Here is a 22,515-nt window from a genome sequence, read left to right on the forward strand (position 1 = left end):
ACTCAATTAATCTTCGGGCTTAGCCGCACCGCGTTTTGTGGAAGCAAGGTAACTTTTCAGAATACCTTCGATAACTCTGGGGTTTTGCCCATCGGCAATACCAATAATGCCATCTAATACCAGACTTTGATTTACCTTCTCTTCGTCTTTGCGGTTTTTCAGTTTAGTGGCTACCGGTAAACAAATAACGTTGGCAAAAAACGCCCCATACAGTGTGGTCAGAAGTGCCACCGCCATCGCCGGCCCAATGGCTTTAGGGTCATCCATATTAGATAACATGGCCACCAAACCTATTAGTGTGCCGATCATACCCATCGCAGGCGCAACATCACCCATGCCTTTGAATATAGTGGCGCCAAATTCATGCCTTTCAGTAGTTAACGAAATATCTTTGTGCAACGTGGTGCGCACAACATCGATATCGTGACCGTCCACCAGCATATCTACGCCCTTTTGCATAAATGAATTTTCGATTTCCGCTTCTTCAAGCGCCAAAAAGCCCCCCTTTCTGGCGGCATCAGCCATTTCAACAATTTTCTGAATTAACTCATCCGGGGCTTCAATTTTAAACATAAAAGCTTTTGCAGCAATTTTACCTGCGCCAAAAAATTGCCCTAAGGTTACCTGCGACAGTACGACAAAAATAGTGCCTCCAAATACGATAAGTAATGATGGAACATTGATAAACATGCCCATCTCGCCACTCATCACCATGGACATCACTACAAAACCAATGGCGCCTATCATGCCTATTAGCGTTGCCAGATCCACACTGTCCTCCCCGAATAATTATTATCTGATGGTCAACAACACCAACCTCTGGCGCATTTTATTGCTTTACTTCATGCATTAAGTTGCTGACTTAACAACCATTCTATCGGCAAAGTGACATTTTTCCAGAGGAATAAAATCATTTTATTTCAGGAATGCTGGTATTCTGGTCCCTGCAACGGCGCCAGAATTTTAATTGACCCCTGGTTTTTGCTTATGTATCTTGCGCCTTCACATTCTGGCAGAGCGAACGAAATGACGACCGACAACAGGAATACCGATACCAGTTTCGAGCAATCCTTGCAGTCACTGGAAAAAATAGTGAGCGCAATGGAGCAAGGCGAATTGTCCCTGGAAGAGGCATTGAGTTCTTTTGAGCAGGGCATAAAATTGGTACGGGACTGCGAGGAAAAGTTAAAATCAGCAGAGCAACGTGTCAGGATACTGACCCAAACGGGTGATGACATGACCCTGCAATCGTTTGAAGAATCCCCGGATCAAAACTGACCGCTATGAAATGGAAAACCGCCGCGTCGCGCTACGCCGAAGAAATCACGCATTTACTGGAAAAGGTCTTGGGTGAATACCCGATGCTACCCGGTGAACTACAAAAGGCTATGGGCTATAGTTTGTTTTCCGGCGGTAAACGGGTCAGGTCTTTCCTGGCACTTGCCAGCGCGGAAATGTTGCACCTGCCACATGAAAAAATGCTGCATTTTGCAGCCGCAGTTGAATGTATTCACACCTACTCACTGATCCATGATGACCTGCCCGCTATGGATAATGACGACCTGCGCCGCGGTAAACCCACCTGCCACATTGTGTATGGCGAAGATATTGCAATTTTAGCCGGCGATGCGTTGCAGACCATGGCGTTTGAGATAATTAGTCAGGCACCTCAATTGACTGCCAGTGAAGCCATCAGCGCGATTCGGATACTGAGCTCTGCCTCCGGGTTACAGGGCATGTGTGGGGGGCAATCGGTGGATTTGTTTCAGGCAGGAAAGTCCATCGCCCAACAAGATTTGGAATTGATGCACCGCCTGAAAACCGGTGCACTGATAAATGCCAGCATCCGTTTTCCAACCCAGTTGGCGGGGCTACCAGCTCACGAAAACGAATTGTTGCATAAATTTAGCCAGGCAATTGGCCTGGGCTTTCAGGTCCAGGATGATATTTTGGATATTGAAGGCAGTACCGAGCAACTGGGTAAACCTCAGGGTTCAGATATTAGTGCTGATAAAAACACCTATCCGGCATTAATGGGCATGGCTGGCGCTAAACAATACTTACAACAACTACACGACGAAGCTAAACAGGCCTTGTTAGCACTACCTTACAACACAGAAATTTTGCTATCATTCACCGATTACCTGTTTAGTCGTAACCACTAAGGCACTCTTTACCTAACATGACCCTGGATATTTCTCATTACCCTTTACTGGCTAAGATTCATAGCCCTGAAGATTTAAGGCTTTTACCCAAAGAAGACCTGAAGCAGGTGGCCGATGAATTAAGAGCTTACCTGTTAGCCAGCGTCAGTCAAAGTAGTGGTCATTTTGCCTCTGGATTAGGTACCGTTGAGCTGACTGTGGCGTTACATTATGCCTATAACACGCCTTTTGACCGCTTGTTGTGGGATGTAGGTCATCAGGCTTATCCACATAAGATTTTAACCGGGCGGCGCGATCGCATTACCAGTATCCGTAAAAAGGGCGGGCTGCATCCGTTTCCCTGGCCACCGGAAAGTGAATTCGACACCTTTGCAGTGGGTCACTCCTCCACCTCCATTTCCGCTGCTCTGGGCATGGCTATCGCCGCGGAAAAAGAGCAAAAAGGTCGCAAAGTTGTTGCCGTAATCGGTGACGGCGCTATGACCGCCGGTATGGCATTTGAAGCGCTTAACCACGGTGGTGACATCAGCAAAGACATGCTGGTTATCCTAAATGACAATGAAATGTCCATTTCGGAAAACGTGGGCGCTCTGAACAGCCATCTTGCCCGTCTGCTGACCGGGAGTTTCTTTAACTCCATCCGCGACGGAGGCAAAAAACTGCTGTCAAATGTCCCACCCATCAAAGAATTTGCCAGCCGTGCAGAAGAGCACATCAAAGGCATGGTGGTACCGGGCACTATTTTTGAAGAATTGGGGTTTAACTATATCGGGCCAATTGATGGTCACGATGTTAACGGCGTGGTGGATACCCTCACTAATATGCGCAACCTCAAAGGCCCACAGATACTGCATGTGGTCACCAAAAAGGGCAAGGGTTACGAAGAAGCAGAAAAAGATCCGATTAAATTTCACGCTGTACCAAAATTTAATCCGGCGGAAAATGCCTTACCCAAGTCCAGTGGCAGTGCCCCCACCTTCAGCAAGGTGTTTGGTGACTGGATTTGCGACATGGCCGCTCAGGACAAAAAACTCATGGGCATAACACCGGCCATGCGGGAAGGCTCAGGACTGGTGCAGTTTTCACAGCAATATCCAGAGCAATATTTTGACGTGGCGATTGCCGAGCAACACGCTGTGACCCTTGCAGCCGGACTGGCCATTGATGGCTTAAACCCCGTAGTGGCTATTTATTCTACCTTTTTACAGCGGGCGTATGACCAGCTGATCCACGATGTTGCTTTACAGAACCTGCCGGTGCTGTTTGCCATAGACAGAGCTGGCATAGTGGGCGCTGATGGCCCCACCCATCAGGGGGCTTTTGATATTTCTTATTTGCGCTGCATTCCTAATATGGTGATTATGACACCTGGCGATGAACAGGAGTGCCGCGATATGTTGTATACCGGCCACCTGTTGCAACAACCGGCTGCGGTGCGTTACCCCAGAGGTGCGGGTAAAGGTATTGAGGTCAGTGCCACCATGAACCAATTGGCCATCGGTAAGTCGCGTAAACTGAAGGATGGCGAGAAGGTTGCCCTGTTGAACTTCGGCACCTTATTGCCCTATGCCGAAGCGGCCGCAGACGCACTTAACGCCACCTTGGTAGACATGCGATTCGTTAAGCCTTTAGATGAGAATGCCATTCAGGAAGTGATCAAAACTCACAGTCTGATTGTGACCCTGGAAGACAATGCCATTGCTGGTGGTGCTGGAAGTGCTGTTGCAGAATACATTAACAGCCAGCCGCAGATGGTAAAAGTGCTGCACCTCGGCATACCGGATGAATTTATTATGCAGGGCACGCAGGAAGAAATGTATCAGGAGTTAGGTTTGGATACCCAGGGCATTACCCATAAAGTGCAGTCATTCTTGCAAACGCTGGGCGCATAACTCAGCGCCTCTGCAAAGGGTTATGCCTTGTTTCAGACGCTCAGCAAGCCGTAATGTAACAGAGCCTGCATGGTCAGTAACGACAATACGCCAGCAATAATATCGTCCAACATTATGCCCAGTCCGCCATGAACCTGCCTGTCAAAGTAACTGATAGGCCAGGGTTTCAGGATATCGAATAAACGAAATACCACAAAACCAACTGCGAGATTGGTGATGCTCAGCGGTATGGCAATCATGGTGATCATCATACCAGCCACTTCATCCCAGACGATTGCAGAATGATCGTGAACGCCCATGTCTCTTGAAGCGACTTCACAAATGTAAATACCAATCAGTGAAACCGCCAACACCAGGGCCACCTGACCCGACACCGGCAACAAGGGTAATAAAAAGACGAAAGGCAGCGCCGCTAAGGTGCCGAAAGTGCCCGGCATAAATGGCGCCAGTCCACTGCCAAAGCCCAGCGCCAGAAAGTGCCATGGATTGCTCAGCCTGAGCTTTTTCAGAGCCGTTTTTTTAGTGGCGCGATCCATGTCAGCGGCAACTCCTGACGTTAGTGATTAAAGTGTTGAAAACCGTTTTCCGGCAAATGAAAGGGTTTGTCACCTTTGGTGAGTTCCATTTTTTCAGCAACGCCGTTTATGCGTCCGATACAGGTTGCCGAAACGTTGCAATTGGCCAGCGCGGTTTCCAGGCTGCCTTTTTGCTCATCCGCTACTGTGAACAGTAACTCATAATCATCACCCGATGTCAGGGCGTATCGAATCCCTTCTTCCTGACCGACTGTAGCCAGCATCGCTTCTGACAAGGGTAAACGCGTTACGTCCACCTGAGCACCAGTTTGGGAAGCAAACAATATATGTTGCAGATCAGATTTTAGCCCGTCTGACAAATCGATACAGGATGTCGCGATGCGTCTCAGTGTTGTGCCTACCAGCAATCGTGGTGTCGGAAAGTTAAGCCGGTCGATCAGAAAATTGCGATGTATCGGCTCTGCCGGTTTCAGGTTTTGCAACAGATCCAGGCCAAGTCCTGCATCCCCCAGCGTGCCGGTAACATAAATCCAGTCGCCGGGTTTTGCCCGGGAGCGCATTAACGCCTGACCTTCAGGAATAAAACCTTGTGCAGTAATGGTGATGGACAAAGGCCCCTGCACCGTATCACCGCCAATCAACTGAATAGAGTAGTAATCAGTGAGTTCCTGCAGGCACAAGGAAAAATCCCTGAGCCAGGTTTCATCGTATTGCGGAATGGACAACGACAAACTGATCCAGGCCGGTTCGGCGCCCATGGCCGCCAGATCGCTCAGATTTACCGATAGTGCCTTATGAGCTACGGCCCTGCCAGAGGTATTTTTCGGAAAGTGCACACTCTCGGCCAGCGTATCTGTAGTGGTCACTAACTGTTGCCCTTCGGGAACTGTTGTGAGCGCACAGTCGTCGCCTATGCCAAGCTGAACATCCCGGCGCTGATAGCTTTTAGACAGGAAGTAGCTTTTGATAATATCAAATTCTTTCACATTTTCACCGGATTAGCGCTTAACTTCATCCTTGCGCAACAGGCGGACGGCTTTGTCTAGTACCCCGTTGATAAACTTGTGGCTGTCAGCCGCACCAAACTGTTTACCCAACTCAATGGCTTCATTGATAACCACTTTGTAGGGTACGTCGAGGCGTTGTGTCAGTTCGAAGGCAGCAAGGCGTAAAATAGCCTTTTCAATCGGGTCAATCTCGCTTATTGGACGGTCTGTCACATACAGTTTATAGCTGTCGTCCAACTCATCTACATGCTCAGCGACATAGCGCAATGCTTCCTGAAAGAAGCTCATGTCCACTTTATTCATATCTTGTTGTGTGGCGACATTTAACTCGATTTCAGAAACCGGGTTACCCGTCATCTGCCAGGAATAGATGGCTTGCATCGCCAGTTCTCTGGCTTTTTTACGTCCGGCTACTTTCACGACTTATACTCCAGCCAACTGGTCAATAACGTTGACCATTTCCAGGGCGGAATGCGCCGCTTCTGCACCTTTGTTGCCTGCTTTAGTACCTGAGCGCTCAATCGCCTGCTCAATACTGTCTGTGGTGATCACACCAAAGGCAACCGGAATGCCGAACTCTAAAGACACCTGTGCCAGGCCTTTATTACATTCTCCGGCAACAAAATCAAAATGGGGAGTGCCACCACGGATCACCGCACCAATGGCAATAATGGCGTCAAACTTACCACTTTCTGCGGCCTTTTTAGCCACCAGGGGTAATTCGTACGCACCCGGTACTTTAATGACTGTAATATCTTGCTCATTCACTTCACCTGCTCTGTCCAGGGTGTCAATCGCACCTTCGACCAGATGGTCAACAACAAAGCTGTTAAAACGCGACACCACAATGGCGAATTTTTTGCCTGTGGCTCTGATATTACCTTCCACAATGTTCATATAATCTTGCCTCAATAATTGGTCCGGAATTTGGCTGGCGCGGATTCTACCACACCTGCCCGCTATTCACCGGATTTTTTGTATTATTTCATCAGACCCTGCCGGGTCTTCAATCTTTAGTCAGAAAGCGTTTCTACCACTTCTAAACCATACCCGGACAAGGCATGATATTTAACCGGTTTACTGAGCAATCGCATCTTCTGCACACCCAGTGTTTTTAAAATCTGACAACCGACACCAACGGTTCTGGAAGTGCCCTTCCACAAATTAGTGACCGCTTTCTCGCCTTTGTCTTCAGCTTCAAATTGCTGTACCACGTGTACCAGCTCGTCACTGGTTTCTTCACGGCCTAAGATCAACAATACGCCACCGTCAGCAGCAATGCGTTTCATGGCTTGCGGTAAATCCATGGAGCGATCAATAGAACGGCCTGAACCCAGCACATCACTGAAGGTATTGCGCAAGTGAACCCTTACCAGGGTGGGCTCTTCCGGTGTGATATTGCCTTTACACAACGCGAAGTGCACCTGATTGTCGATAGTGTCTTTAAAGGTAGCCAGTTCAAATTCCCCGTGTTCGGTGGGCAATTTGCAGGTGGCCACCTGCTCGACTGTAGCTTCGTTGATATTGCGGTATTCGATGAGATCGGCAATTGTGCCCAGTTTCAGATCGTGTTTTTTGGCAAAGGCTTCCAACTCCGGGCGGCGCGCCATGGTGCCATCGTCGTTGAGCACTTCCACGATCACGCCAGCCGGTTCACAGCCCGCCAAACGCGCCAAATCTACCGCTGCTTCAGTATGACCGGCCCGGTTGAGCACCCCGCCTTCTTTGGCAATCAGCGGGAATATGTGGCCTGGCTGGACAATATCTGTCGCCACCGCGTCGGGCGCAACGGCAGCCAAAATGGTTCGGGCCCGATCAGCGGCTGAAATCCCGGTAACCACCCCTTCAGCGGCTTCAATCGATACGGTAAAATTAGTGGAAAACTGAGCGCCATTGTTTTCCACCATTAATGGTAATTTTAACTTTTTACAGCGCTCCTGGGTCATAGGTAAGCACACCAGTCCTCTGGCATGAGTTACCATAAAATTAATCGCTTCCGGCGTAACATGTTCTGCGGCCATGATAATATCGCCTTCATTTTCACGATCTTCGTCATCCATCAGGATGACCATTTTACCGTTGCGAATATCTTCGAGGATTTCTTCTGTGCTGTGTAATGACATAATTTAATTTACTGTAGGGTTGATGGCACAGTGAATGTAGTGCGTCTGCATTCACCAGCCAGATTTTTATTGCGAACAATTGCGGTGGCGAATTGTACTATCGTAGATAACCATTTTCAGCTAAAAACGACAGATTAATCGCATTTCCTGTGCTCTCGGCCGCTTTATCGCCCAACATTAGCCGTTCCAGATAGCGGGCGATCACATCCACTTCCAAATTAACCCGGGTGCCGGTTTGATAATGTTGGATGATGGTTTCCTGCAATGTGTGCGGTACCAGTGTCAGCTTAAACTTAGCGCCCTGCACATCATTGACGGTCAGACTGACTCCATCGACAGTAATCGAGCCTTTCTCAGCGATGTAGCGCGCCAGATTACCCGGCGCTTTCACCCAAATCTCCCAGGTCTGACCGGTGTTCTCGATACTGGCAATTTCGCCCACGCCATCGACATGACCACTGACGATATGTCCGCCCAGCCGGGATGTTGCCATCAGGGCCTTTTCCAGATTCACAGCCATACCTTGCTGATACGCCGCAAATCCGGTGCGCTTGATGGTTTCCATGGATACATCAGCAACATAGTGTTGCGCGGAGAACTCCACAACCGTCAGACACACACCATTGGTGGCAATGCTATCACCTAATTGCACATCAGCCATATCCAGCTTGCCAACATTAATGCTGACTCGCATATCACTCCCCCGGGCCTGCATTGAAGCAATACTGCCAACAGATTCGATGATTCCGGTAAACACGGTGACTCCTCTGATTTTTGTTTATACAAAGTGGGCGGTGATTTTCAAATCTTCGCCCACCATTCGGGTGTCTGAAAAACGCATTTCCGGCACCTGATCCATTGATTTAAATTCGGGTAATTGCAACAGACTAAAGCCTGCACTGCCCATTAGCTTCGGTGCTAAATAGACAATCAGCTCATCCACTAAATTGGCCTGCACAAATGCCCCCCCAAGACGACTGCCCACTTCCAGCCAAACATCATTAATTTGTCGCTGCGCCAGACAGGTTAAAACTGCTTGTAAATCAATCTTATCCGCTGACGTTGGCGCTTGCCACTGCTCGATTCCGGCCTGGGTTAGCAACGGATTCGGCTGGCGGTTAACCACCAAAACACGGTTATCGGCGAAGACCTTAAGTGCCGGGTGCAGCTGATTACGGCCATCCAGAATCACCCGCAATGGCTGGCGGATATCACCGGGGTATTGTTGTTGCACTGATCCGGGAAGTTCGTCAGCCCTGATCGTCAGAGCCGGGTTATCCGCCAACACCGTACCCGACCCACTCACAATGGCGCAACTGCGCGCTCTGTGTTCCTGCACATCACGACGTGCCGCGGTGCCGGTAATCCACTGACTAACGCCATTGGACAGGGCGGTTTTTGCGTCCAAAGACGCGGCCATCTTTAATGTGACTCTGGGTAAGCCCTGCAACTGTCGCTTGAAGAACCCCTTATTTAACGCGGTAGCCTGAGTTTCCATTAAACCAATGTCCACCTGAATACCCGCGTCACGCATCTTTTTAATGCCGTTTCCGGCCACTTTGGGATTCGGGTCCTGCATTGCCACTACAACCCGTCGCACCCCCGCCTTTATCAGCGCATCAGAGCAAGGCGGCGTGCGCCCATGATGGGAACAGGGTTCCAGGGTTACATAAGCGGTTGCCCCCCGGGCGCGGTTATTCGCCTTGTTTAGTGCTTCTGCTTCGGCGTGGGGGCCACCGGCTTTTAAATGAAAGCCTTCTGAAATAATGTCACCGTTTTCTGCCACCAGAACACAGCCGACATTGGGATTGGGAGAAGTAGTATAGCGGCCCTGTTCCGCTAATTTCAGGGCGCTGGCCATGTGTCTGGCGTCGATCTGAGAAAACATACTAATCTCCGAGGCGAGCGATTTCTTCACCAAACTCTTTGATATCTTCAAAGGAGCGATACACAGAGGCAAACCGTACATAGGCCACCTTGTCCAGTTCGATCAGCTCGGCCATTATCAGATTTCCCACCAGCTCACTGCTGATTTCTCTTTCGCCGGTACCACGTAAATGGGATTTAATGCGGTGGATGCTTTGTTCAATTTTTTCGGTATTCACCGGACGCTTTTCCAGTGCCCGTTGCATCCCCGCTCTGAGCTTATCTTCATTAAAGGGCTCGCGTTTACCATCGCGCTTAACAATGCGAGGCATCACTAATTCGGCTATCTCAAACGTGGTATAACGCTCATGACAATTTGTGCATTCCCGACGACGGCGCACCTGGTGGCCTTCGGAGACGAGTCGGGAATCAATCACTTTTGTTTCCTGGGTCATACAAAACGGGCAAATCATGCTGGCGTGATCCTGATTAACTAACAATAAACGCGGTTCTGATATAGGTGTAAAAACGCTTTTTTCAAGGCTCAAACGAACAGACTATTTATACCGAATGTGAATGCTTAACGGCGATTTTGTCAGACCCGTGTAGTCCCGGGCACAGCAGGTAGTGATGGAAGCTTAAAACCAGCGTTCAGCAAAGCAAATTCTGACGCTCTCTGCCTTGCATATTAAAGCCCCCGTTTGACGTCCTTTTCCCAAAACTCATCCACTAATATCGCCAACATATCGTGCAGATGTTCTTCAAATTCCTCGAGATTTTGTCCGAATATCGCCAGGTATTTTTCTGCCTGTGCGTGTGTCAGGTTCTTATTCAGAGCCCGAAACTGCATTTCCGGCAATTTCTTGTTCATGCGTGCAACAATCTCCCATCTGACGAAGTCAGAATGCAGGTACTGCACCCTTTGCTGCGCGTACTTACAGTAGTCCTGAATATGATCAATACCTGCCGGTCCCATACAACCGGGTTCAACGCGAAACAACACATGTAGCTTCTGATCTTCCGGCAGGGTTGTTATTTCTGTCATTCTATCAATGTTTTACTGTCAAACTTATTAACACAACATAACCGAAACTGAGTAAATTGCAAAATTGCTTTAGCATCGGGCTGGATTAAAAAGGCAGTCCGCCACAGTTTCATGCTCTGCTTCTGTTGCTCAGCGGGTTACCGGCAAATGTCGATTGATAAAATCATCGATAGCCTTAAGGGCCGCCATACGGTGCTCTGCTTTGCTGAGGTAATGATCCCCTTCTTCCAGCTCCACATATTTTACATCGACATCGGCATCTTCCAGCTCATCAAACATGTTTTCAGACTGGTGATCCGGTACCACCTCATCTTGCGTACCATGAATAAGTAACACCGGAATTTTAATTTTATCTGCGTGATTTATCGGTGAAATTGCCTCGATATGGTCTTCATCAACGTCACCTTCAGAAATGAGTTTTTGCCAGTAGGCTACCACCCAGTGATCGCTGCCATAGTCATAGCGTTCATCCCGCAACATGCGTTCGATGTCTGCGACGCCATTTAAGGATACGGCGCATTGGTACAGATCCGGTGTAAACGCCGCGCCGGCCAGGGCGGCATAGCCTCCGTAACTGCCACCGACAATACACACCCGATTGGGGTCAACATAACCGGATTTTACCAGGGTATTTACTGTATCAGTTAAATCGTCCTGCATTTTACGACCCCACTCACCGCGTCCTTTCAGGGTAAACTCTGCGCCAAAACCACGGGACCCGCGAAACTGCGGTTGCATCACCAGGTAACCGCGACTGGCAAAATACTGAGCCAACCAGTCAAATTCAATGCGATCATAAGATTCAGGGCCACCGTGTGGCAGCATAATCGCCGGTAAGTTCTTTAATTCCTCCACCGCCGGTAGCGTTAACAGAGTAGGTAGGCGCAGACCATCTCTGGCTTTTATCTCCGTCTGAAAAACCTGATTAATTTGATTTACCGGTAAGTCTGGTCGACCGGAAGCGATAAATTTAAACTCGCCTTTGCTGTAGAGATAGTAATCCCCGGGGCTATCAATACCCTCCAACATAAAAATCATGTGTTGCCAGTCAGATGAATAGCTCACCAAAGTGACCGAATGGTCCGGTAAATCTTTAATGACCTGATCCACGACTTTTTGCACTGTGGGATCAAAAAAATCATAACTGGGCTTAAACCCAGCATAACTGACACCGTGTACAACGCGGTTGTGATCAGTCAGCACATACCCCACATCTTTGTCTTCCGGATTAAAAATTGGTCCTGACACAGTGCCGTCTTTTAGCGCCATCGTGAAATAGGCGCGGCGACCATTTTCGCCCTTGGTTAACATCACCAGACTGTTTAAATCCGCGGTAAGCCCCACAAAAGATCGGGTGCGAACTTCGGTTTCCTCCTGAAAAATTTTCTGCCAGTCATCATCAATCAATACATCGACCCGATGCTGATTCGTTTTGTTATTGTAACGCTCTCTGGCAATCATTTTGTCGTTGTGAATAAAATAATCGATAGCGTCATGAACGCCTCTTTTTACCGGTCGTGGCGTGCGCCGACCAGAGAGTTTCACTTTCATCAGGGCATAGGCACTCTCTGTATGCCAGGCAGGCATGTAGGCATACTTACCGTCGCTGCTCAACCCCACAATGGTGCCTAAATCCGATTGGCCTTTGTAAATGCCTTCCCCTAACACCAGTATCTGGCGTACCCGGTTTTCAGTGATTTTAAATGAATAGGCAGCACTGATATCGTGTCGGCCGCGAAAGCCAAAGATACGGGTATTGTCTACGGCCACCAGGATCAGGGTGTCATCGTCCACAAACCAGGCGTGGCTGGGACGAATACGGGAGATATCAACCCCTCTCAGCATCTTGTTATTTTCCAAATCATGAATGATGTACATTTCACGATTTTCTTTGGCCATTCGATAACCAATTAGTTTACCGCTGGGTGATACTTCCATCATGCTGACATTCGGCAGTGCGCCGTAAATATCTAGTGGTACTAATGAATCTGAAGCTATCGCTTTAAGGCAAAACAACGCGCAGATAAAAGACAGGATTAACTTTTTCACGACCTTTCCCTGGTTAATACTAGAAAACGACGTGGATTTTAATAAATAGCAGGCAATAAAGAAAGGCTAACAAAAAGCCAGCATAAGCTGGCTTTTGAAAGATTTGTTTACAACTTAAGCGTAAACAGGGAATCGCTTACACAGTGCCATTACCTGTTCTTTCACGCTGGCAATGTTGGCTTCGTCTTCGATGTTGTCCAGAACATCACAAATCCAGTTGGCTACCTGAGCCGCTTCTTCGTCACCAAAACCACGACGGGTAATGGCTGGCGTGCCGATACGCAAACCACTGGTCACAAAGGGCGAACGCGGATCGTTTGGTACCGCATTTTTGTTCACCGTAATATAAGCTTTACCCAATGCCGCGTCAGCATCTTTACCTGTGATGTCTTTATCAATCAGATCCAACAGGAACAGGTGATTGTCGGTACCATCGGAAACAATCTTATAACCGCGATCCTGAAACGCTTTGCACATGGCTTTCGCGTTTTTAACAACTTGCTGTTGGTAAACTTTAAACTCAGGCTGCAAGGCTTCTTTAAAAGCAACCGCTTTAGCCGCAATAACGTGGCACAAAGGTCCGCCCTGGCCACCCGGAAATACTGCGCTGTTTAGCTTCTTGTAAATAGCTTCATCTCCGCAGGCTGATAAGATCAGACCACCACGAGGACCCGCTAAAGTCTTGTGAGTAGTTGTAGTAACAACGTGAGCGTGTGGTAGCGGATTCGGGTAAACGCCCGCGGCAACCAAACCTGCAACGTGAGCCATGTCCACTAATAAATAAGCGCCAACACTGTCAGCAATTTCACGGAATTTTGCCCAGTCAACAATACCTGAGTAAGCCGAGAAGCCACCGATAATCATTTTCGGCTTGTGTTCTTCAGCTAACGCTTTAACCTGCTCGTAATCGATTTCACCGGTTGCTTCGTTCAATCCGTATTGCACAGCCTTGTATAACTTACCTGAGAAGTTAACGTGCGAGCCGTGAGTCAGGTGACCACCGTGGGCCAGGCTCATGCCTAATACAGTATCGTTGGCCTCTAACAACGCCATGAAGACCGCTGAGTTCGCCTGAGATCCCGAATGCGGCTGAACGTTGGCGTAATCAGCACCGAATAATTGTTTAGCACGCTCAATGGCCAGCTCTTCTGCCACATCAACGTGTTCACAGCCACCGTAATAACGCTTACCCGGGTAACCTTCAGCATATTTATTGGTTAATTGCGAACCCTGAGCCTGCAATACGCGTGGACTGGTATAGTTTTCTGAGGCAATAAGTTCAATATGGTGCTCCTGGCGCACCGTTTCGGCCTGGATGGCATCCCACAATTCTGGGTCAAAATCAGCAATATTCATGTCTTTGGACAGCATCGCACTTCCTTCAGGTTAATAGGAAAAAGAAAAGCCGGGGGGATGACATATCCAGCGCCCGCCTCAAGGGTTTCGGTATGATAGCGATTTTCCCGCTTTTGTACATATGCAGTACCGAATCAATATACACTGAGTTATACAGCAATCGCATAGATAAGCTGACAGGTCGGATATGCAGGAGTTAAAATTTGGGCCTGACTTATCAACCCGGTTTGGATTACAATATCGCTAATCTAACTGACCAAAAGTATTTACATGTCACAATACGTTTATACCATGTCTCGGGTTGGCAAAATCGTGCCCCCAAAACGACAAATTCTGAAAGATATCTCACTGAGCTTTTTCCCTGGCGCCAAAATCGGTGTTTTGGGCCTCAACGGTGCCGGTAAATCTACGCTGTTACGCATTATGGCGGGCATCGATACTGATATTGAGGGTGAAGCGCGTCCGCAACCTGGGTTAAATGTTGGCTATCTGCCGCAGGAGCCAAAACTGGACGAAAGCAAAGACGTGCGCGGCAATATCGAAGAAGCCGTTGCCGATGTGGTGCACGCCCTCAAGCGTCTGGACGAAGTCTATGCTGAATACGCAATGCCTGACGCCGATTTTGATGCCCTGGCCAAAGAGCAAGGTGAACTGGAAGCCATTATTCAAAGTAAAGACGGCCACAATCTGGACAACGCCCTGGAACGAGCGGCTGATGCCCTGCGTTTACCGCCCTGGGATGCTGATGTCAGCAAATTATCTGGTGGTGAGCGACGTCGTGTGGCCCTGTGCCGGTTGTTGCTGGAAAAACCTGACATGTTGTTGCTGGACGAACCCACCAACCACCTGGATGCCGAGTCCGTCGCCTGGTTAGAACGCTTCCTGCACGATTATGAAGGCACTGTTGTGGCCATTACCCACGACCGTTATTTCCTCGACAATGTTGCCGGCTGGATTCTGGAACTTGACCGCGGCCATGGTATTCCGTGGGAAGGTAACTACTCGACCTGGCTGGAGCAAAAAGAAAAACGTCTTGAGCAGGAAGAGCGCACTGAAAATGCCCGCGTAAAGTCCATGAAACAAGAGCTGGAATGGGTGCGCAGCAACCCCAAAGGTCGTCAGGCTAAAAGCAAAGCCCGTATGACCCGTTTTGAAGAAATGAATACCTCCGATTACCAAAAGCGTAACGAAACCAATGAATTATTTATTCCACCAGGTGAACGTCTGGGGGATCAGGTTATCGATGTCACCAATCTGACAAAGAGTTATGACGGCCGGATGCTGATTGACGATCTGAGTTTCTCAATCCCCAAAGGTGCGATTGTAGGTATCATCGGTCCTAACGGCGCAGGTAAATCCACACTGTTCAGAATGCTCACCGGACAGGAACAACCGGATAGTGGTGAAATCAAGCTGGGTGATTCCGTACAAATCGCCAGCGTAGAGCAGTTCCGTGACCACATGGATGACAGCCGCACCGTTTGGCAGGAAATCTCTGACGAACAGGACATCATTCGCATCAACAACTTTGAAATCAACAGCCGCGCCTACTGCAGCCGTTTTAACTTCAAAGGCAATGATCAACAAAAGTTTGTTAAAGACTTATCCGGTGGTGAGCGCAACCGGGTGCATCTGGCAAAGCTGTTAAAAGCAGGCGGCAACGTATTACTGCTGGATGAGCCCACCAACGATTTGGACGTAGAAACTTTACGTGCCCTGGAAAACGCGATACTGGAATTCCCCGGTTGCGCCATGGTTATCTCGCATGACCGTTGGTTCCTGGACCGTGTAGCCACACATATTCTGGATTACCGTGACGAAGGTAAGATCAACTTCTACGAAGGCAACTACACCGATTACGAAGCCTGGCTGAAAGACAACTTCGGTAAAGATGTGGTAGAGCCGCACCGCCTGAAATACAAGAAGATTACTAAGTAAGCTTACAAAAAGTTTAGGAATTTATAAGGCCACCAGCGCAAGCTGTGTGGCCTTTTTTAGTTGTCAGAGACTAAGCTGGAAGAATGGAGAAGTTACCCTTTTCCGCGTAACCACTGATTAAGTCGCGTAATAGGGAATTTTGGACACTTCGATTAAACTTCGAACTGGAAACTCAAAACGCTAAATCGCCTCTAATGCCTCTTGCAGGTTTTTCACCCCCACAACCGTTATCCCTTGCGGGTTTTTAGGTACATTAGCATTGGGCACAATAGCCCGGGTAAAGCCGTGTTTTTTGGCTTCGGATATGCGCTCACTGCCGTTGTTAACCGGTCGAATTTCACCGGATAAGCCCACTTCGCCAAAAACAATCAAATCTCGTGGCAAGGTTTTGTTGCGAAAGCTGGAGAGCAATGCGATTAACAACGCCAGGTCGGCGCTGGTTTCCGTTACCCGAATACCGCCCACCACATTGACAAACACATCCTGATCGTTCATCTGCACACTACCGTGGCGATGCAACACCGCCAGCAGCATGGTCAGGCGATTCTGCTCCAGTCCCACCGCTACCCGTCTCGGATTGCCGGTCTGGCTGTAATCCACCAGCCCCTGGATTTCCACCAACAGAGGACGAGTCCCTTCCCACACAACCATCACAGCACTACCAGGGGCGGCCTCTTCACTGCGATTGAGGAAAATGGCCGAAGGATTTTTTACTTCTTTAAGACCCGATTCGGTCATGCCAAACACCCCCAATTCATTCACCGCGCCAAAGCGGTTTTTATGGCCCCGCAAGGTGCGATAACGCCCGTCGGCGTCTCCGTCCAGCATCAATGAACAATCGATACAGTGTTCCAGTACTTTAGGGCCAGCGATAGAGCCTTCTTTGGTAACATGCCCCACGATAAACATGGCCACATTGTGCTGTTTGGCAAAGCGGGTCAGGTAGGCGGCACATTCACGCACCTGTGACACACTGCCCGGCGCCGACTGAATATCCCCCATGTGCATAACCTGGATAGAATCGATCACCATCACCCCGGGTTTCTCGGTTAATGCCAGTTGACAAATGGTTTCCACTTCCGTTTCCGCTAATACCTTAACTTTCGCGGTTGGTAAGCTCAGTCGTTGCGCCCGCATTGCCACCTGTTGCAATGACTCTTCACCGGTCACATAGAGCACGTTCTGATGTTGAGACAAGTGACAAATGGTTTGAAGCAGCAAAGTACTTTTACCTGCCCCCGGGGAACCGCCAATAAGAATAGCGGAGCCAGGCACAATGCCACCGCCTAAAACCCGGTCCAGTTCTTTAAAGCCAGAACTAAAACGCGGCACCGTTTGCAGGTCAATTTCAGACAATACTTCGACTTTTGCTTTGGTCAGGCCAGAATACCCCCCTTTTGAGGCACTGCTGCCCCCCGGGATGCGCATTTCCACTATGGTATTCCAGGCACCACAATCATGGCATTGGCCCTGCCATTTTGAATATTCAGAGCCACAATCGTTGCAAACGTAAGCAGTTTTGTTTTTTTTCATGATTTATGTCGTACAATCCTTAATGAGGAGATTGTTTTATGTCAGTACATTTAATAAAGTATGGGATTATAAAAATTTCGATTCCCCTCAATGTTTTAGCGCTTCTTGCCGAAACATTGGGTAATATAATAAAAAACTCTGAGGTTTCGACTCTTCGTAATGGATAAAGTACTCGAAGAATACAGCGAAGTTGTTGATAAGTTAAAGCCGTTCGTCAATAAACCAAACTTTGCGCAGATGGTCACCAAGCATGCCGTTGGTGTGCCAAAACAAAAAGTGTTCCTGATCAAGATGGAACTCAAGCGCCTTGCGCAGCCTACCAAAAAGCCCGTCGATTTACGAGGTAAAGTAGACGGTGAATGTAAACCCTTTGAATATGAAGGTGTTACCCATTTTCTGGATGAGACAGCCAAGCGCGTTTTCGCAGAAGAAACCATGTCTTATGGTGGCTACACCGTGGGTGTCTGGGAATCGGTAAACAACTCAGAAAATACCTTTAAGCAAATTTACAAAAAAGAAAAAGAAGCAATACTGCAAACCAAGGATGTGGTGGAAGACAAGTCCGATGAAGACGTTCCAACGGAGAAAGCCGATCACATTGTCAAATCTATCCTCTTTTCTCATGTGATAAGCCGTAAAGAAGAACGCATGAACTTTGCGATTGCGGTAGAGATAATTTCCGAAGAAGGCAAAAAAATCAAAGCCACCACCATGGATATCTCCGTGGGCGGTATGCGGGTTAAATGCGATGAGGACATCACCTTTTTCAAAGACAAAAAGTACGGTGTATTCCTCAGAGGCCTGGAAACCGAATACGCACTGGACAGAAAAAACCCGATCCCATTTCAGGCCATGCGCATTGAAAAAGAAGGTCACGAACAACGAATCAACTTCAAGCGTGACATTGAAAACTCCAGCGCCTCAGTAAACAGCTTTTTGCAGAAATTTATTCACGGATATAAACGCCGCTATAAAATTAATCTGGAAAACACCGAAGAGGCGGTCATCTCAAAGATATACGAGCAATATTACACGCCTTACATGGAATCTGTGCCGGTTTTTCTGGGAGTCAGGCAAGGCAAATTGTTCCCCAAGTTTTTGCTGACGAACAATGCCAATAAAGATTTTGTACAATACTGGACAGATGAAGCTGACCAGGTGCGTATCGAATATTTGTTGTCAGCATCGCGGATCAAAACCGCGATGCAAAAAGAAACCAGTGATTTTCTGGTGTATTGCTTTAAACAAATCAAGCAAAATAAGGTGTTCTTTTGCTCGGCCACAATCGAAGAATTAGCCGCCACACCAACCCTGCAACAGTCCTTTTTTGCGTTAGGTACCAAACGCGAAAGTTGGAAAGTCTTTAAAATACAGCTATCGGATGTGCATCCACAGCAGGCTCACGCGCCCCTGACCATACCTGAATCGGTCAGTGAGAAGGTGAAAAAGCTCAATGCTCCGCCCGCACCGCGTGTGATGGCTGATATAAAAACCCTTAAATTTGTGGCTCTGGTAACAGATATCACCACCACTGAGCTGATACACCAATTTAAAAATACCGCTCCGAATAAAGCCGATTTACCGCGAGTCAGCAAAGCGATTCATCCCAAATTAACCACACCCAGCGCGCTGACAATACATCCCTATAAATATATCGATAACCGCCTGGAACAGCGGTACTTTTTGACTGAAAAGGCGCGACTGGAATGGAACGAAGGTTACTATGATGGCCGCACCATTGATATCTCATACAGCGGCATGATGATAGAAATGGACGAAGAGTTTCCGGCCCGCAAAGGCGCATTGATTAAGGTATCCTTGCCCGGACTTCAGTCCATGACCACCAAATACACGCTGGACCGGATGAATTATCAACTGGTCAATGTCAGCGAGCACGGTAACCACCTGCATTTAAAGATATTGGAAAATCGGGACAAAGAAACCAAACCCCATCAGGGTAAACAGTTTTTCAATGATTTGATCCGCCAGAACCGCGATGTACTGGAAGCCAAAATTACTGAAGATACCAGTAACCACAGCAAGGCTTTGCGCAACATCTTTGCGGCCAATATCTTTAACATGGCGCTGTTCTATGCCAAAGATGGCCTGAACCTGAAACACGATGTTATGGTGTGCGGCGATGTGCCCAACCAACTTTGGCCTTTGTTTACCCATGGTGAATTGGAGCGCAGCGAATTCAATATTTTACCGCTATTCGGTCATGAGAATGTCCATGCTAACTGGTTAACCCGTGAAATGCGGGATCTGAAAACCAAAGATAAGCCCAAACAACACGAAGTCTATATCGGGTTTAACCCGAAACTGGAAGGTCCGGAAGCATTTAATGTGAAGCCGGATGTGGATTTTGCCAATACGGAACAAAAAATCGCTTTTGTGCGTTCCATTTTGGAAGATCGCGAGCAACAGTTTTACGCCATCAAGTTATTTATGGTCAAGGTCGGTAAACCGGACCCGGAAAACATCAGTGCCGAGCTTAACTACATTAAGGTGTATGCCCCACACAAAGCCCAGTCGTTGCAAAATCACGTATGGCAAATCATGAGCTTTACGGACATGCTGGATATCACAGAAGAAGTGAAAATCCGTCTGGGTTTGGATTAATCGGGAAGCCTTGCTAAAGGTGATGCACAATGAGTCGTGAATTAGAGCCTTTTAAAGACATCATTGAGCAACTTAAACCCGTGGTTTATGAGCCTGACTTTAATCAGATCGTCGACGAAACCGCAAAAGGCCTGCCCCGCCCTCACAAGCATATTTTAAAACTGGAATTAAAACGCCAGGCGCGCCCCTGCAAAGTTGCCATCGATATGCGCAAAATATCCGGGGCGGAATGTCAGCCTTTTGAAAATGAAAAAATAATTCATTATCTCAGTGCCTCTGCACAGGATGTATTTGAGCGCCAGATACGGGCTTTTGGTCAGTATTGTGTGGGTGTTTATGAAGCTGTCATGGACGATGTTGAGCGCTTCCAGAAAAACAGCATCGCCGACCCCGCCACAAACGGTGAAAGCAATCCCTTTGGCGAGACTGATTATTACGAGGAGGAAGAGGAAGATTCTCCGGACAAATACCTGGTACCTGCTTTTCAGTTTTCCAATTCCGCTCATCGCAGCGAAGAACGTATGAACTTTGCGGTCAGGGTGGAATTGCACGCCGGACCAAAGGTGATCAAAGCCAGCACTGTTGATATGTCTGTCAGCGGTGTCAAAGTGAAAGCCGTAACCGAACACGAATTTACAACCGGAGAACAGCTTGCCGTTTTCTTCCGGGGCCTGGAAGTCGAATTCGCCCTGGACCGAAAAAACGGAATTCGTTATCAGGTGGTTAAAACAGAGAAGATTGATCATGAGCATCATATCGCCTTGAAGCGCGATATCCGCTCTCCGGATGTGCAATTTGATGAGTTTCTGCGTCGCTTTATCCAGGGCAACAAACGCCGCTATAAGGTCAATATTGACAATACTCTGCACGCTATCCGCAGCAAGAGTTTTGAACAATACTACGTACCCTATTTCTGCTCTATTCCGGTATTTGTTGAAAATCATGGCAACAAGTTGCAATGCCGCTTTGTACTCACCAATGACAACAATAAAGATAATGTGTTTTATTGGGTGGATGACAGCAATCAAATTCTCATTAGTCAGGCACTGACACCCAAAAGACTGAAGGCTATTTATGAAAGCCCGTTGAAAGAAGCTTACCTGTACAGCTTCAATCACTACGAATCGGGACAGGTGTTTTTCTATTCTGCTACTCACACTGAGTTGCGTCAGAAAAAAGCATTACAGGACGTGTTTTTTGCGTTTGGCTCCAAAAAGGCCAGTTGGCGGGTGTTTAAAGTGCAGATGACCCACATGAATCCGGAACAATGCTACCGTCCACTTTCTCTGCCAGATTCGGTGGGCGAAAGTGTAAAAGAGCAAAACTCCCCGCCGGCCCCCAGATTGATGTCAGCCCTGAATAAGCTCAGTCATGTGGTTTTGATCACCAACATCACGGACTCCATGAGCAACCAGGCCTACCAACGCCGACAGCTGGTAGATAAACACCTGCCGGCCCTTAAAAACTTCGCCCATGATAAAAACGAAACGATAGAGCCGGTCGCCCTGTATCGCTTCAAATACCAGAATTTACGCGCCGAGTCGCGCTACCAGTTGCGCTCAAAAGTAGTGGTCACCTTTAACGAGCGTGAACTGGAAGGCGTTACCGAAGATGTTTCTCCAAGTGGTTTGAGTATCGAGTTAAAACAAACCTTTGAAGGGGTCAACTTTTCGATTGTGGATGTGGCGTTCCCGGAATTACAGCGCATGACCAGGCAAATCCCCCTAAAAGAATTGCCTTATGAAGTGCGCAATATTTCCAAAGATAAAACTATTATCAATTTGAAAATTCATCAGGAATCCGAACAAATTCCTCATCCTGGTCAAATATTTTTCACTGAACTGCTCAAAAATAACAAGAATAAGCTCAAAAGTGACACTGAACATGAAGGCATACCCGGCATGGGAGAAGCCTTGAGAAATATTTATTGTTCAAACATACTGAATATTGGCTACTACATCATTAAAGACGGTGCCGCCATGATGCCTCATGCCATGACCGCCCCCAGCAGCCATTCCAGGCTTAAAAACCTGTTTTCGTTTGGTGCAGAACCACCAGACACACTAAACAGCCGGGCATTGTTTGCGGCCAGCGGTGATTATTCACGACGTATTTACGATCTGCTCAAAGAGCTAAATCCGAAAGCGCCGCCGGTGATGGAAGAAATTTTTGTTGCCTTTGAACCGGATGCCATCAAAGAAGAAGACACCATTCGCACGCAATTTCCCGATCAGTTCAAAGACGATCACGCCAGACGTGCCTTCATCGTTGAAGCAATGTCCGTCGGCGTCTTTTACGCCATGAAAGCGGCGTTTTTCAAGGTAGTTGTCGCCTAAGCCGTTAAGCTGCTTCTTTTTTGCTCTCCGGATTAAGTTCCACAACA

At 48.0% G+C, this 22,515-nt stretch carries 19 protein-coding genes; 6 read left to right on the plus strand and 13 right to left on the minus strand.

Annotation, left to right across the window (positions count from 1 at the left end):
* Window positions 1-6 precede the first annotated feature (6 nt).
* Window positions 7-771 carry a flagellar motor protein PomA gene (gene pomA / locus AC0J20_RS17915; RefSeq protein WP_473022764.1) on the minus strand — a complete coding sequence of 255 codons (765 nt, stop codon included), beginning with the start codon at window positions 769-771 and terminating at the stop codon, window positions 7-9.
* A 255-nt stretch (window positions 772-1,026) separates the two neighbouring features.
* Here pomA and AC0J20_RS17920 point away from each other — a divergent pair, with 255 nt between their 5' ends.
* Genes AC0J20_RS17920 through dxs form a run of 3 tightly spaced genes read left to right on the plus strand, consistent with a single transcriptional unit; the run spans window position 1,027 to window position 4,057 of the window.
* The gene (locus tag AC0J20_RS17920; RefSeq protein WP_473022766.1) at window positions 1,027-1,278 is read left to right on the plus strand and encodes an exodeoxyribonuclease VII small subunit; all 252 of its coding nucleotides are present in this window, start codon (window positions 1,027-1,029) and stop codon (window positions 1,276-1,278) included.
* A 5-nt stretch (window positions 1,279-1,283) separates the two neighbouring features.
* Window positions 1,284-2,165 (plus strand): polyprenyl synthetase family protein, encoded by an 882-nt coding sequence (locus tag AC0J20_RS17925; protein WP_473022767.1) that lies wholly within the window; start codon window positions 1,284-1,286, stop codon window positions 2,163-2,165.
* 17 nt (window positions 2,166-2,182) lie between these two features.
* A complete protein-coding gene (dxs, locus tag AC0J20_RS17930) occupies window positions 2,183-4,057 on the plus strand; it encodes a 1-deoxy-D-xylulose-5-phosphate synthase (protein ID WP_229529253.1) in 1,875 nt (624 codons plus the stop codon).
* Window positions 4,058-4,089: 32 nt separating this feature from the next.
* On the opposite strand, the gene AC0J20_RS17935 is transcribed toward dxs, so the two are convergent.
* From AC0J20_RS17935 to glyA, 11 genes are all read right to left on the minus strand, one after another.
* On the minus strand, window positions 4,090-4,593 hold the full coding sequence (locus tag AC0J20_RS17935) for a phosphatidylglycerophosphatase A family protein (RefSeq protein WP_473022768.1): 504 nt from the start codon (window positions 4,591-4,593) through the stop codon (window positions 4,090-4,092).
* 20 nt (window positions 4,594-4,613) lie between these two features.
* Window positions 4,614-5,579, minus strand: coding sequence for a thiamine-phosphate kinase (gene thiL, locus AC0J20_RS17940; protein WP_229529255.1), 966 nt, complete (start codon window positions 5,577-5,579; stop codon window positions 4,614-4,616).
* Window positions 5,580-5,591: 12 nt separating this feature from the next.
* Window positions 5,592-6,020, minus strand: coding sequence for a transcription antitermination factor NusB (gene nusB / locus AC0J20_RS17945; protein ID WP_229529256.1), 429 nt, complete (start codon window positions 6,018-6,020; stop codon window positions 5,592-5,594).
* A 3-nt stretch (window positions 6,021-6,023) separates the two neighbouring features.
* Window positions 6,024-6,497 carry a 6,7-dimethyl-8-ribityllumazine synthase gene (gene ribH / locus AC0J20_RS17950; protein ID WP_473022770.1) on the minus strand — a complete coding sequence of 158 codons (474 nt, stop codon included), beginning with the start codon at window positions 6,495-6,497 and terminating at the stop codon, window positions 6,024-6,026.
* Between the two features lie 116 nt (window positions 6,498-6,613).
* The gene (gene ribBA / locus AC0J20_RS17955) at window positions 6,614-7,723 is read right to left on the minus strand and encodes a bifunctional 3,4-dihydroxy-2-butanone-4-phosphate synthase/GTP cyclohydrolase II (protein ID WP_229529258.1); all 1,110 of its coding nucleotides are present in this window, start codon (window positions 7,721-7,723) and stop codon (window positions 6,614-6,616) included.
* Window positions 7,724-7,820: 97 nt separating this feature from the next.
* Window positions 7,821-8,480: a riboflavin synthase gene (locus tag AC0J20_RS17960; RefSeq protein ID WP_473022771.1), complete on the minus strand. Its 660-nt coding sequence runs from the start codon at window positions 8,478-8,480 to the stop codon at window positions 7,821-7,823.
* Window positions 8,481-8,501: 21 nt separating this feature from the next.
* Window positions 8,502-9,617 (minus strand): bifunctional diaminohydroxyphosphoribosylaminopyrimidine deaminase/5-amino-6-(5-phosphoribosylamino)uracil reductase RibD, encoded by a 1,116-nt coding sequence (ribD, locus tag AC0J20_RS17965; RefSeq protein WP_473022778.1) that lies wholly within the window; start codon window positions 9,615-9,617, stop codon window positions 8,502-8,504.
* Window positions 9,613-10,062 carry a transcriptional regulator NrdR gene (nrdR, locus tag AC0J20_RS17970; RefSeq protein WP_473022779.1) on the minus strand — a complete coding sequence of 150 codons (450 nt, stop codon included), beginning with the start codon at window positions 10,060-10,062 and terminating at the stop codon, window positions 9,613-9,615. Before nrdR ends, ribD begins: the two co-directional genes overlap by 5 nt.
* 215 nt (window positions 10,063-10,277) lie before the next feature.
* On the minus strand, window positions 10,278-10,634 hold the full coding sequence (locus AC0J20_RS17975) for a hypothetical protein (RefSeq protein WP_473022772.1): 357 nt from the start codon (window positions 10,632-10,634) through the stop codon (window positions 10,278-10,280).
* Window positions 10,635-10,763: 129 nt separating this feature from the next.
* Complete coding sequence (locus AC0J20_RS17980) at window positions 10,764-12,683, minus strand: alpha/beta hydrolase family protein (RefSeq protein ID WP_473022773.1); 1,920 nt, start codon at window positions 12,681-12,683, stop codon at window positions 10,764-10,766.
* Window positions 12,684-12,797: 114 nt separating this feature from the next.
* Window positions 12,798-14,054 (minus strand): serine hydroxymethyltransferase, encoded by a 1,257-nt coding sequence (gene glyA, locus AC0J20_RS17985; protein WP_229529263.1) that lies wholly within the window; start codon window positions 14,052-14,054, stop codon window positions 12,798-12,800.
* Window positions 14,055-14,309: 255 nt separating this feature from the next.
* On the opposite strand from glyA, the gene ettA reads away from it, so the two are divergent.
* The gene (ettA, locus tag AC0J20_RS17990) at window positions 14,310-15,977 is read left to right on the plus strand and encodes an energy-dependent translational throttle protein EttA (RefSeq protein ID WP_229529264.1); all 1,668 of its coding nucleotides are present in this window, start codon (window positions 14,310-14,312) and stop codon (window positions 15,975-15,977) included.
* Window positions 15,978-16,157: 180 nt separating this feature from the next.
* On the opposite strand, the gene radA is transcribed toward ettA, so the two are convergent.
* Complete coding sequence (gene radA, locus AC0J20_RS17995; protein ID WP_473022774.1) at window positions 16,158-17,510, minus strand: DNA repair protein RadA; 1,353 nt, start codon at window positions 17,508-17,510, stop codon at window positions 16,158-16,160.
* 159 nt (window positions 17,511-17,669) lie between these two features.
* On the opposite strand from radA, the gene AC0J20_RS18000 reads away from it, so the two are divergent.
* A complete protein-coding gene (locus AC0J20_RS18000) occupies window positions 17,670-20,132 on the plus strand; it encodes a PilZ domain-containing protein (protein WP_473022775.1) in 2,463 nt (820 codons plus the stop codon).
* 29 nt (window positions 20,133-20,161) lie between these two features.
* Window positions 20,162-22,468, plus strand: a complete 2,307-nt coding sequence (locus tag AC0J20_RS18005; protein ID WP_473022776.1) for a PilZ domain-containing protein — start codon at window positions 20,162-20,164, stop codon at window positions 22,466-22,468.
* The last annotated feature ends 47 nt before the right edge of the window (window positions 22,469-22,515 follow it).

The sequence above is a fragment of the Planctobacterium sp. R6 genome (assembly GCF_055755215.1).